10 protein-coding genes are annotated in these 13,785 nt (G+C 32.3%); 9 read left to right on the top strand and 1 reads right to left on the bottom strand.

All coding sequences use genetic code 11. The features are described 5' to 3' along the window. Positions 1-108: 108 nt before the first annotated feature. From NST77_RS24825 to NST77_RS24810, 4 genes are all read left to right on the top strand, one after another. Entirely contained in the window at positions 109-402 is a 294-nt protein-coding gene (locus NST77_RS24825; RefSeq protein WP_016204952.1) for a DUF4258 domain-containing protein, read from the top strand. 23 nt (positions 403-425) lie between these two features. After that, positions 426-1,685: a DUF3854 domain-containing protein gene (locus NST77_RS24820; RefSeq protein ID WP_341123820.1), complete on the top strand. Its 1,260-nt coding sequence runs from the start codon at positions 426-428 to the stop codon at positions 1,683-1,685. A gap of 61 nt (positions 1,686-1,746) precedes the next feature. Beyond that, positions 1,747-2,079, top strand: a complete 333-nt coding sequence (locus tag NST77_RS24815) for a hypothetical protein (RefSeq protein WP_016204923.1) — start codon at positions 1,747-1,749, stop codon at positions 2,077-2,079. Between the two features lie 768 nt (positions 2,080-2,847). Further along, positions 2,848-3,132, top strand: coding sequence for a hypothetical protein (locus NST77_RS24810; RefSeq protein ID WP_341123819.1), 285 nt, complete (start codon positions 2,848-2,850; stop codon positions 3,130-3,132). 273 nt (positions 3,133-3,405) lie between these two features. On the opposite strand, the gene NST77_RS24805 is transcribed toward NST77_RS24810, so the two are convergent. Next, positions 3,406-4,689 (bottom strand): hypothetical protein, encoded by a 1,284-nt coding sequence (locus NST77_RS24805; protein ID WP_341123818.1) that lies wholly within the window; start codon positions 4,687-4,689, stop codon positions 3,406-3,408. 900 nt (positions 4,690-5,589) lie between these two features. On the opposite strand from NST77_RS24805, the gene NST77_RS24800 reads away from it, so the two are divergent. The 5 genes from NST77_RS24800 to NST77_RS24780 all read left to right on the top strand — a co-directional run bounded on the left by NST77_RS24800 (position 5,590) and on the right by NST77_RS24780 (position 13,779). Beyond that, entirely contained in the window at positions 5,590-5,973 is a 384-nt protein-coding gene (locus tag NST77_RS24800; RefSeq protein WP_016204246.1) for a pilin, read from the top strand. Positions 5,974-6,041: 68 nt separating this feature from the next. Beyond that, positions 6,042-6,392, top strand: a complete 351-nt coding sequence (locus NST77_RS24795; RefSeq protein ID WP_016204245.1) for a PrgI family mobile element protein — start codon at positions 6,042-6,044, stop codon at positions 6,390-6,392. A gap of 19 nt (positions 6,393-6,411) precedes the next feature. Then, positions 6,412-7,302 carry a hypothetical protein gene (locus tag NST77_RS24790; RefSeq protein WP_341123894.1) on the top strand — a complete coding sequence of 297 codons (891 nt, stop codon included), beginning with the start codon at positions 6,412-6,414 and terminating at the stop codon, positions 7,300-7,302. After that, complete coding sequence (locus NST77_RS24785) at positions 7,250-9,364, top strand: VirB4 family type IV secretion system protein (protein ID WP_047944562.1); 2,115 nt, start codon at positions 7,250-7,252, stop codon at positions 9,362-9,364. Before NST77_RS24790 ends, NST77_RS24785 begins: the two co-directional genes overlap by 53 nt. Positions 9,365-9,384: 20 nt before the next feature. Next, on the top strand, positions 9,385-13,779 hold the full coding sequence (locus NST77_RS24780; protein ID WP_341123817.1) for a hypothetical protein: 4,395 nt from the start codon (positions 9,385-9,387) through the stop codon (positions 13,777-13,779). Positions 13,780-13,785: the final 6 nt, after the last annotated feature.

Genomic DNA, 13,785 nt, shown 5'->3' with positions numbered 1-13,785 from the left:
TGATAAGCGGTTTAATAATTAATAATAGCGGACTTTGGTTCGTAGTTTTGAGGAGTATTTCTGTCCTTTAACTACATACCAAAGTCTTTTTTTTTGGAGGTGAAGGAGATGAAATTACAAGAAGTAAAAAAAGTACTATTTAGTGGAAAAGGCAAAATTATAATCAGCATTCATACTATGCAGCGATTAGAGCAAAGAGGTTATACCAAAGCAGATATAGTTACTGCCATATTAAATGGAGAAATAGTGGAAAGGCAATCCATTTCAAAAGTTGCAGTACTTGGAAGAGATACTGACGATAATCCAGTGGTAGTAGTAATTGCAAAAGTATCAAATCATCAATTTAAGATTGTTACAACTATGCCACCAATTGATCGTAGTAGATTTAAATATTGTATTTAACAAGACGAAAGAGGAGGATAAGTATGAATTCCTTATATAGAAAAACAAAAGTAAAAGGGTTTTATGAATATTATCGTACTCCTTGTCCCATTTGTGGCAAAACAGGAGCATGCATGACCAATGAAGATAATAGCAAAGTAGTATGCATTCGAGTAGAAAGCGATATTCAGTTTTCAAAAAACTCCGCGTTAATTAGTTACTTGCATGTATTAAAAGAAGATAATAGAAATAAAGTGAATGTTAAGGGAATGGCTGAAGAAGTAAATGGATTTCCCAAAAAGGACCGTATCACACTAGATACCATCTATCATGCGCTTTTAGATAATCTAGTTTTAGATGATTTTCATTATAATCATTTAACTTCAAATGAACGGAAATTGAGTGATGAACAAATAACTATCAGAAATTATAAATCATTCCCTGATAAGCCTTGGAATATTGTAAAGGCCATTAGCAATGATTTAGGGATAAATGATTTTCAAGGAATACCAGGGTTCTATTTTCAAAATGGTTATTGGAGTATAGCAGGAATGAAAGGAATTCTCATTCCTTACAGAAACCAATATAACCAAATCGAAGGCTTTCAATATAGAATTGATAACCCACCGAATATAGTGGAAGTTAAACTTAATGGGAAAGAATTTCAGGCTAAAGTAATCGAACAGCCAAATGTTGTAGAAGTAAAATATAAAGGAAATATCATATTTCAAGGCGAGGTTCCTCTACAAAAGGAATGGACTACTATTACAGATAATAATGAGTTATTGGGATGGATTAGAGTTAAAAAAGCGAATAGATATTACTGGTTAAGTTCTGCCAATAAACCTAATGGGACAGGTTCTGGTAATCCAGCACCTATTCATGTATCAATTCCTAGTACAAAGTTAAAAAAATGGGTTCCTGGTACTCTTTATAAAGCTAAAACCGTGTGGCTTGGTGAAGGAGCTTTAAAAGGAGATATAGCAGTTGACTTAATGGCTAATCTATATGATCCATTAGAGATAGATCAAATTGGAGATACTTTCATTAGTCTTCCTGGTGTAGGAGCATGGAGGTTAGCAATCCCCGTATTAAAAGAGATGGGGGTTCAAACTGTTAATATTTGTTTCGATGCAGATGCTATTGAGAATGTATATGTAAAAAAACATCTATTGGAGTGTGCAAAGGAATTAAAAAAACAAAAATTTCATGCTAATTTAATTGTTTGGAAAGAATCGGATGGAAAAGGGATTGATGATTTATTATTAAACAATAAAATCCCTAACATTAAAAGGATTTATTGATGGAATTTAGTATAAGTATAAAGAAGTTATAATCTAAAAAATTTAAAAGGTGGACCTTAATATGCCAGTATATAGCATTTTTAATAATACTAAAGTGAAAGTAACTCCAACGGAAGCAGCAATAGATGTTGCAGCCGCTTATATAGGAAATAAAACGCTAACCATCTTACCTAGTTTTAACGGACAAGACTATAAAGGTGATACAATCACTCTCTTTATAGTAGGTGGAAGTTATAAAGGACATGAATATTTACCTGAATCGGGTATTACCAAAATACAAATAAGATATAAATATAATTTAAACGTATTCTTATGTAAATTAAGAGAATACTTCAAGGTCAATATTCTTCATGAAGACATAGTTGATTCACTTTCAGATATCAAAATTAGTTAAATGTAACAATTAAAATGGCATTCAAAAATCTCTCGGCTTGATAGGTACATTATTCAACCGAGAGATTTTTAATATTTAGAAAATGTATTTTACTTTCTACACTTAATAAATAAAGAACATTATTTATTAAGTGTAGAACTATCATAACAACCAAAGATAATTTCTTAGATAAAAACTTATTAATAAGAAATTGAAATTCCTTTTTATTCCTTGTGTTTTCTATTGTTGAACAAGGTTCTTTAATTAATAATCTTTTTCTTTCTTCAAGTAACAATCCTACATCTTTGTCTTCCTCTTTTTTTAGTAAAGCTGCATATTAATGTTAATTCAAAACAAATAGATGAACTATTATATGTTATTCGATTGGAAAATATTCTAAGAAGGTATCGATGAGGTTTTTGAGGTCGGTGGAAGTATTGGTTGCATCATATTGGTTTTTTAGATGGAGTAACAAATCATAGTCGTTCAATTATATCCCTCCTTTCATATTAATCTTTCTATTTCATAAGTATATAATCCTACTAGTTCACAATTTATTCAAAAAAAGTTTAATTTTTGGTACACTCTCTTCACTTTTTCCCTATAACTCTTTAGATGTTTAATATTAACCGTTTGTCCTAATAGAAGTTAAGATTGCAAGTATCTAATTATAGGGCTGAAATTACTCGAACATTTTCCGGTTATATATAAAGGACAGTTAACTATAATAAAGTCACGAACGAAGTAATCTATTTACTTAGAAAGTTCAAAGTGAAAGGAGATAATAAAATGAAGAAAAAAGAAGTAATTAACCAATTAGAAAATTTCTTAAATGAGATAAACAGAAGAAAGGAAGATCAACTTTTAAAAAAGTTATATGATAAGCAAATTCTTGATGAATTATCTTCAGATGTTCTTTATATTAAGGTCAGCTTAGAAGGAAGTTCAAATAACGAAATTCTTCTCAGCGAAATGGAAGAATTACAAATTCATTTTGACCATATGAAAGAACTTGTTGAATCAGATCTCTTTAGTCCACTCTATCATTTAATGATAGGTTTAGAGTTCTTTTAGAATAAAAGATCCGTTTAACTGGACTGTGTTAGAAAGATTCCCACTCTTTGGGGAATAAGTCAATACCCTAGGGGAAAATAAACCATATATCATCATAAGGATAAAGAAGGGGTAATCGTCAGGAAAATAGGTTTAGCTTTGCAAAACCGCATTTTCCTGACGCTACCCCATGCTATGAGAAGAAAATTTTAATACTCGCATTTTTTTACTTTATTTGATGTAAAAACTTTGCTTCAATACACCTTCTAGTGAGCACAGTTTATGGTTTTATTATTACATATCAAAACTCCATGATCCTTGTACGACACCAAAAAGCAATAAAAATTCGAGTGAACTAGTAACTTGATGGGAATAAATTTTCTTGCTACCAGTTGGGTAATTCATATAAAATTCATGACTTGGTGCTCTATCATGTTTTCCATAAGCAATAAATGATTTATTAGAAAGTTGAGCAACATAATTATAATCAATTTTAGGAGCAGAAATTTTTGGAACACCCACTGCATGATTCACAGCCCACATTAAGTCATTAGTTTTAACTCTATGTTTAAGTAATTTAATTCCACTATCCGATGCAGTTCCAAGAGATTTTGGTGATGAACAGCTTGAAGCAGTACAATAATGTGATTTTGAAACACTTTTCCATAAGGTTACTGCTGCTGGTTGACTTAACATTGCATATACTCTAGCTTCTGTTCTGTATTTATCAGAATAAGCAGTAGGATTTGATCTATTATCTCCTTTTAAGTAAGGATAGTCATCATTAGTTAAAACATTTGGATTTTTAACTGACTTGAATGGTATATAAGTCCTGTAATCAAATGAAAACTCATTTGATTTAGGAATTGCTTTTGTACCAATAGTGCCGCTACCCTTTGCCTTTTCAAAGATAGGATCCATAATTGGATCTTCAGTCAATGACTCTTCCTCTACGGATGGTATTGCTACTAGGGTAGATATTGAGCCATCATATTCAAACATTTCATCAGTTAATACTATTTTTTCTTTTATTGCTTCATTTTTTATTAAATCTGCAGTTTCTTCAGAAACAACATTATTAATTTTTAGCATGTAATTGTATTCTTTGCCACTCTCTACATTAGTATCAACATAATTTAGATCTGTTGTCTCAGCGATTTTTACATTATTTTTGAATATTTCATAAACATTATCTTCATCTGGAAGTTTAGGCCATTGTATAGTTACTGAATTAGAGGTGACGATAGTTTCTAATCTTGTATTTTGAACTATGCTATCAATATATTCCTCTTTTTCTGCGGTATTCATAGATGTTGGTTCAAAAATATTATGTTTATTATCAGCCGCTTTAACAGAGAGTACCTCGTTTAGTTTACCATTTGAATAGACTCCTATTTTATATTTTTGTGATTGATCAATATAGTCTGTATATTTATTGTTTGTACCACTATATTCTAACTGGTCGTCTTTGTATATTTTATAGTATTCGTTCTTTTTAGGGCTTAACTCTAAGATCACCTTATTATCATTTGTTTTAACAGTTACATCATTGTCAGCGCTAACAATTAAGGGAGACATAGCAAATCCTAAGGCTATAATTGAAGTAAAAATAATCTTTTTTTTTTACATTTTTTCCTCCTTTTATTTTTTAAATTTTCATTACAAAGCTATATATGTATAGTAGTAATGCTATAATTAATTGTAACAATATACATCTATACTATATATAGGTATAACTTACTAATATTGGAATTAGGAGGAGGTACTATGTTTATCATGAAATTAATAAACAACTTTTTTATCAGACTATTAATTTGTTCTGTTTCTTCAGCTTTTTTTCTTGCTCTTTTTTTGTTTTACTTTATTAACACGGTTCCATTTTCTATTTTCGACTCTTTTGATTTAGCTTCATTCTTGTTATTTTTTACAATTTTTAGTTTAATCTATCTAGTAATAGGAGCGCCCATTCAATTTTTCTTTAGAAAGTCCCTAAATAATTCCTATATTAAAAATTTTGTATTATTTTGTATATTAGGTTTTATAGTTAATTTGATTTTCTATCCGCTTGCTACCGATCTAAATCCCCAATTTTACTTAGACCAAAATTTTTATTATATGATCATCTCTAGTAGTGTAATATTTTGGTTGAATGATTTAATTTTCCTAAGAATTAATCACGAGAAATTAAAATTCTAAAATCATATTAATAAATATATCAAGAGCAGCATTATCTAGTATTTCTTTTAATAGTTTTACTTTCTGATGTTTTAAATTAAAGTTGGGTTTCGTATCAGTATATTTTTTGGCTAAAATACCTTGACCATATTTCTTGTTTTTATTATGATAAGGTTACAAGTGAAAAAACAACGGGAAGTCCCCGAGAATTCTATGGCATTGTACATAAGTACAATCTTCCATAGTCTTTTCGGGGACTTTTTTTATTGGTTTTTCCTTGATTTAAAAGGAGGGATTTTAAGAATGAAGACAGGGGCAATCAAAAGAGTAAAAGGGTTAAATGATATTCCTTTTTACCTAGGGGCACTGATACTAACCTATCTTTACTTATTTGTTCCAGAGTCTGCATTAGCAGCATGGAAAAAAGCTGGAATCACCAGTCAAGGGAATGTAAAAGACAGTAAGATATATACCCAGTTAAATAACGTTGTATATCTTATCACAGGAATCGGTGCAATATGGGCACTAGCTTGTATTATCTTTGCTGGAATGAAGTTATCTGGCTCACAAGGGAATCCACAAAATAGAACACAAGGTTTTATTGGTCTTGCAATGGCGGGTATCGGAGTCTTTGTTATTGTACAAGCAAAAGTAATAGCTGGTTATTTTGCAGGATTTGGAGCTTAAATATTGGTTTGAAACCCCTCTATCGTACTTTACATTGAGGGGTTCATTTCTAGGAGGGAAATTATTAAATGAGTCGAAGAGCTGAGGTTCCAATAGATATGGCATCTGAACAAAAAACTATTTTGGGATTCATCTCAATTAGACAATTGATTTATCTAGGAGCAGCAGGGTCAATAGTTTATGCATATATCCCAATGGTATACAAAATATTCTCAAGTGCCGGTGTTATTGTGGCATTGATAGCATGTGTATTTAGTGTTATTCCAACAGCAATTTTCGTAATTGTTTTTGGCTTTTTTAAAAAGAAAAATCTTCATTTAAACTTCGATCAGTACTTTTTAATAAAAATGAACATGAAAAAACAAAATGGCATATGGAGAAAAGGAACGTATCCAAAGAAATGGATGGTGAATAGTTAAAGTGGGAACTCTTTTGATTATGCTGCTCTTTGCAGTTGGTGCATATGTTTTCATGAAAATCATGCTGAAGGAACCGATTATCCCAGGTAGAGGAAAAAAAGCAACACCAATAAAGTTAAATAAGAAAAATAATGAAAATGGGAAGAATAATCCTCTTCAAGCCGAAGAAGATCCAAAAATATTCGAAGAGTTATTCTCAGATGTAAAAGATATATCTAATCACCTTATTCATTATACTGACTATTCTTTTTCTATAATCGCTGAAGTAGACCCTGTTAACTATTTTCTTAAAAGCCAATTTGAACAAGAGGCAATTGATGTGACTTTTGAGAGTTGGACAGCAACACTTAACTATCCTGTAAGTGTTTATCTCCAAAATAGATTCGTTGATGTTTCGGAGCCTATTGAAGCAATGAATAAAGTAATGGAAGAATCCAAGGATTTAAATGAAGCTGCCCTTTCATTTGGAAAAGCGATGATTGCAGATATTGTTGAATGGCAAAAATCCGCACCAAGATTTGAAACTAAAATTTATATGATTTTCACTCATAAAATAAATGTTAACTCTATTAGCGCGGATTCTGAAGAAGAGTTAGAAGAAAAAATTGTAGATAAAGCTTTTGCTGAATTAATGAGAAGGGTTAATTCTGCAAGAAATCAATTGCGAAAAGCCGATATACATGTCTCTCTTTTACCAACAGAAGGTATTTATGAATTACTTTACTATACATTTAATCGTCGTAAAGCTGTAAAAAACCGATTTAAGGATTTGGTTAATCAAGAAAAGGATGCATTATATGTAACTGCAGATCAAACAGACTCTCATATTGACTTAGTAAAGGAGACGATTCAGGAATATGAAGATAATGAAAACGAAAGAGAGAGAGCAAGAGAAAAAGAAGCTAGCTAAAAAAAATACTAGTAAGAAAGCAAAAGGGAATAAAAATAAAAAAAGCAATGAAGTAAAAGATATAGATTATCAAATTGATACAAAACCAACAATGTGGGAAATTATTTCTCCGGAAGGCTTAAAAATTGAGTCGGAAGATTATGGAGTTATAAAGACATCATTAGGTACAAAAACATATTTTAGACCAATGTACATACCTCGAGATGGATATCCACGGAAAATGCAAACCAATTGGCTCAATTCCTTACTATCAAGTGGAGAGGTAGATGTATTTCTTGATATTCATAAAGTTGGTAAATCAGATGCAATCCGTACTCTTCAGCGACAAATTACAATGTTGGAATCTAACCTCTCCTTTCAAACGAAAAGAGGGAATATTGACCAAATTAATGATTTAACAGCAAAGATAAGAGATACAGACTTATTGATGTCTGAAATACAGTTTGGTGAAAATGATATGTTTAATGTTGGAACTTTGGCCATGTTATATGCAGAAAATGAGAAGCAATTAAACTATTTTAGTGAGTCTTTAGAGGATGAATTAAGTAGTTCATTCTTTGGATTAACTAGTACATGGGGCAGGATCCAAAAGGGGTTCAAAAGTATCTTGCCCTTTGGAAAAAACCAAATACATGATTCTCTTAGAAATATAGATAGACGTGCTTTATCTACTTTCTCGCCTTTTATTTCTGGAAGTGGAAAGTACATGGGTGGAGTTCCTATTGGGATAAATAAAATTACTGATCAACTTGAATTTATAAATAGTTTCGGAAATGAAGATTTTCGACCTGATAATTATAATATGTTTATTTCTGGATTTTCTGGTAGCGGAAAGTCCGTTACTCTTAAACTCTTAATTGCAAGAGAACTTACCGGAGCAGATGTATATGCTAGATTAATAGATCCTGAAGGTGAATTTGTTAAAATTACAAAACGTTTAGGTGGAATTAATTTAAATATTAACGAAGAAGAAGATATCTGTATCAACCCTCTTGCATTAAACTATTCTGATATTCCCTTTGAAGATGGAGATGAAGAACTTAGTTTAATAGAAGAAAGCGACGAAAAGGAAATTATAGAAAAGGATGGGAAAATCTATATTCGATTTGTACCTATTCGAGAAAAAATCAATGAGGCAATCGATTTCTTTGACATTATATGTAGAGGTAAAAACCAAGAAGCTGAAGGGTTAGATGTCTTTGAAAGAAACTATTTAGAAGAAGCACTTCAGCATGTTATTCATAACAAATTAAACATAAATTCACACCCTGAATCCTTATTTGAAAACAATGTAAGAACTATCGATAATCATCTTGTTCAATCACGGGTTAGAAAACCAGAACCAACAATAAGTGATGTTAATGAATACTTAATAACAAAATACGGCGAAGAACCAAGGGCGTTTCGCTTAATAGCTGCCATCAAACCATTCTTAAGAACTGGTAGTAAACCTATTTTTGATGGACAAACTTTTTTAGGAAAGGGAGTCACTCAATCATTAGAAAATGCTAGACTCGTAAATTTCAATATTAGTCAAATGGAAGAAGGCTTTTTAAGACCTATTGCTTATCATGTACTCCTTAACTATACATGGGAACACTTTGTTAAGAGTTTGGATAACGCAAAGAAAAAGAAATTTGTTTATGCCGATGAAGCTTGGACTTTAATAGATTCAGAGCAAACTGTTAACTTTCTTGAGAAAATGGCAAGACGTTCTCGTAAGCGGAACGCTGGTTTAAGACTTGCAAGTCAAGATTTTGTTCGTTTTGTTGAAAATAAGAAAGCTAGGGGGATCCTACAAAACACTTACTCTTTTATGTTTTTAAAACAAAGCAAATTGGATTTAAAAGCTATAAGAGAAAATTTTGATTTATCTGAAGGAGAAATTAACATTCTATTCGGTAATCCGGATAAAGGAGAAGGAATTCTCCGAGTCGGAAAATCATCTGTATGGTTACGAACGAATCCTAGTAAAGAAGAATTATTCTTTATTGAATCCAATGAAGCGGTTTATGAAGAAACAATGCAAAGACAAAAACAAAAAGCTAGTAGTTTTTATTAGGAAGGAGGCGTTATCTTGCTTTGAATAAAATCCAGGAACTTATATCCTCACTTTTTTCTGCTATGGGTGATTGGATAGCATCGCCTTTTAAAAGTCTCCCAACATTAAAGAATTTGATTTTTGGAGGGGATGAAAATTTAGCTTTCTTAACTTTTACAGAAAATGAAATTACTAAGGTTTACACTCCAGGAATGAATATTTTCACAGCCTTAGCAGTTACCGCTTTATTAATTAGTATTATTATGGCAGCAATGAAAATTTCATCGACCAGTATCAATCCATCTAATAGAACCTATGTAATTGAGTATTTTAAAGAATTATTATTAGTTTCAGTACTATTCGCAAACTTGTACTCAATTTATGCCATTTTGTTTCTTACTAACCAGGCAATTGTCGGATTATTTGGATCTGATGTAGACTTATTAAATTTAAAAAATGCTATAGAAATGTCTAAATATCCAGGTGGAGTGTTAGGTGTTTTAGCAATTACGATTGTAAAAGTCGGTCTTTGTATATGGGCGTATTTCTATTATTCAATGCGGAAATTTACACTTATGTTGTTGTTAATTACCGGTCCTTTGATGCTGGTATTTTTCTTAATTCCTCAAACAAAGTCCATTACAGTGGCATGGTTTAAAGAATTAGTAGGCACTATATTTGTTCAATCTATTCATGCAGCCGTTTATTTCATAATGGCTGTTATGGTTGGTGCAGCAAATCCGATTGAAGCAGTTATTCTAATGATTATCTTTATTCCAGTAACTGAATCTTTAAGAGCTTTAATAGGTCTTGGAGGAAAAATGAATGATGGCTTCTCAAAAGCAGCTGCTATGATGGGTGGGTCCGCTTTAGTTGGAATGTATGGAGCAGCTAAAGGGGCATTAGAAGGTACATCAGTTACAGATGCTATTAAAAGGGGATACCTTAATGCTAAAAACAAAGGTAAAGGTAACGGAAAAGACTCTGACAATGTATCATCAGAAGATAATGATCCAGTAGGAGACATCAAAAAAACTCTTGCAGGAAATACAGGAACAGATACTGGGACTACTGCTAATGCTGAAAAAATGTTAAAACCAGGAAACATTTTGTCTAGAAGCGGTAAAGCTGTATTTGGGGCTACTGGTGCCCTTGCTGGTTCTGCTCTTGGACCAATGGGTGTGCTAACTGGTTCAACAATTGGTTTTCATGCCGGCGGTGTTGCTGGTGGACTTGCAGGAAGAGTTGGTGGAGCAAGTGCTCAATTATTAGCAAACAGAGGTTCAGCTCTTTTGAAAAGTGGACTTAAAGGTTTTAAAGATATTAATAATGCTGATAAAGCAGCGGATGAACAACTAGCTAATACTATTGCTGATGAAAAAGCTACAGCATGGGCAAATGAAAATGAAGAAGGGTTCAGAAAAGACTTTAAAGAACGTTTCCCGGATGCCCATGAAGAAGCTGTGAATAAAGCTTGGGATAATGAAAAAGCTTCAAAAAAAGCAGGATTTTTAAATGAAGCAAGAGGAATGGTTGCGGGTATGAAAAGCAAAGAAGGGAAAAATGCTAATGCTTCTTCTTTAGTTAAAAACGCAACTAGTAATCTAACAAATAAATGGGCGGAGAAAAATAAAGAACCATTTATGAAGGAATATGATCAGAAAAATCCTCTTCCCGAAAATGCAAGTAAAGAGGAGATATCACGCCATCAAAATGCTCGTGAAAATGCATGGCAATCTCAATTAAAGGAAAAAGAAAGCTCGATACAAAATTTAGCGAGTGATGTTGCTAATGATATCGGAAATGGTGCTTCCCTAAATCATAGTTATATAAATAAAGAGGACTTTGAAAAAAGAATGGCCGAAAGAATGGCTGGTGGTATATCCCAAAAGGCTATTACTAAAACAAGTACAAACCTTGCCAAAGATTGGGCTAAAGATAACAAAGATAACTTTATGAAAAATTATGATGAGAAAAATCCTTTACCTTTAAATGCGACTGCAGAACAAAAATCTGCTCACTCAAATGCTAAAGCAGAAGCATGGAAAAATGAAATTGATAATAAACAGAAAAGTATAGCTAATGTTCTTGGCAATGGTAATTTGAAATTAAGAAATGGGCAAGAAAAAAATCAGCTATTTACTAATCAATTGGCAAAAGATATCGGTTCTATTATAGGTGTAAACGAAAACTCAGAAAAAATGGATCAAATAAGTGATCAACTTCATAATGTGTATTCACCTAATCCGATTTCAACCGCTACTCAATCATTAACATCCAGTTGGGCTAAAGATAATAAAGCTAGCTTTATGAAAAATTATGATAAATCTAATCCACTTCCAGATAATGCGACATCTGAAGTAAAAGCCAACCATGCTCAACAAAAACAGAATGCTTGGGATAACCAGGTACAACAAAAGCAACAAAAACTTGGAAATATTTTAACTAGCCAAAGTAACGCAATAATGAGTGGTAAATATGTTCCACTAGAAAATGTTACAAAGTCAATTGCACAAGAACTAGGAATTAGTACTTCTGATAGTAGTAAAATGAATGCTATTTCATCACAAGTACAAACTGGATTGTCGTCAGTACAAGGTGCTAGTTCAAAAGTAAGCAATACTACTGAAGTATTAGCATCTAGTTGGGCAAAGAACAACAAACAAAATTTCATGAAAAATTATGATAAGTCTAATCCACTTCCTGCCAATGCAACTTCTGAAATGATAACGAGTCATAATCAACAAAAAGAAAAAGCATGGAATTCTGAGGTTCAACAAAAACAACAAAGTATTAGTAATATTATCCGAGATAATAGCAATGCTGTTCTTCATGGAACTCCTTCTCAAATTAGTAAAGTAACTTCAGCTATCGCAAATGAAATGGGAATTAGTTCTAACAATGCAGCTGGTATGAATGCTATTACTCAACAACTTCAAACAGGTATTTCATCACCATCGTTAGTTGATAAAGGGTTAAAATCAATTAGTTCTATTAATAATGTAAAAGATTCAATTGCATCTGTTAAAGGGACTTCCATGTACTCTGGTAAGGAAGTGAATGTTCCTTATGTTAATAATCAAATAGCAAGTATGAAAATAAATGAAGCTAGAGAGACCTTTGCGAATAATAGTAATCTACCACGCGCACAAGCGTATCAAAACTTTGATTCAAGTGGCAAAGCCCAAGAGATTACTTCGTCTGTTCAAAAATCGATGCCTTCTAACATTCCATTAGGACAAAGAATTATTCAGAATTCAGCTGGACGTATTACAGCTGGACTAGGAAATGGATTAGTACAAGGTGTTGTTGGTGCCTCTGGTCTTAAAGAGGTAAGTCAATTTGTTGGAGATACCAAAATTGGCCATGCAACAAAAACACTTGGTATGACTGCTGCTACTTCATTTATTAAAAATAAACCAAACCTAAATAGTCTAGCACAAAATCCTACGCAGTTAGTTTCTGCGGCAAAAGAAAGTATTGTAGATGGCGGAAAAGCCTTTGCAAATGATTATAAGTCTTATACTCCAAGTAATTTAGTAGAGAAGCAAGCGAAATTCCGAAACGCTGTTGCTTACGCAGGTGGTATGGTTGCAGGAGTTGGGGGTTATCAAGTGATGGCTAAATATGCCGCTCCAAGTATGAGCAACTCAAAGGCTTTTGGTCTAAAAGGTTTTAATCCATATAATAATGCAGTTAATAAACAAATAAAAGAAATTTCTGATGTTGCACATATGGCTCAAACAGTTACTTTAGATAATGGCCAAACTGAAATTGCACAAGGGGCTATTCAAATGGTAACTGATAATAAAAATACAGTTGTCCAAGTTAGGGATAAAACTGGTCAAACTCATGTAGTTTCGCGTATGGCTTCAGGTCACTCTGGATTGAAAAATAATCAAGTGGTTTATCAAGATTTAACTGTTAGGGACGGTCAATTATTATCCGCAAGTTCTTCCTACTCTTTAGACAGTGGAGGTGGTAAAGTACCAGCACCTAAAATTAATGTAAATCCAAACCAGTTATTTACCAATAGAAACACTAGTAAGACTCCAAGAGTAGTACAAGAGGTTCAAAGCTACAATCAATTAGTCGATAGTGGACAGTATTACATGAAAGATGCTCTAAACGAAATGGAAAACATCAAAATGGTCATTGATCATAATAGAAGTTATATGATTGGTACTAGAAATGGAACGACTTATCGTATTTCTCCTTACGGTCCAGGGGATGCAAGAGTTCAAAATGATAAAACAATAACTGCTAATTGTGAAGTACGAAATAAAAAATTAATTCCTTCTTTTAGTGATAGTGACTTTACAACTTCACTTAAACCCGAAGATTTAATGGCATATGCTGTACCGAATAAACGTAATTTTGCAAGAAAGCAATTAGAAATGCATAGAAATAAGGCATTTACTAGTTCTTTAAGGTGATAAGTG

The organism is Niallia sp. FSL W8-0177 (assembly GCF_038006285.1).
Taxonomy (GTDB): domain Bacteria; phylum Bacillota; class Bacilli; order Bacillales; family Cytobacillaceae; genus Niallia; species Niallia circulans_A.
Note: the sequence above shows the minus strand (reverse complement) of the source record. Positions and strands in the feature narration are given on the sequence as shown.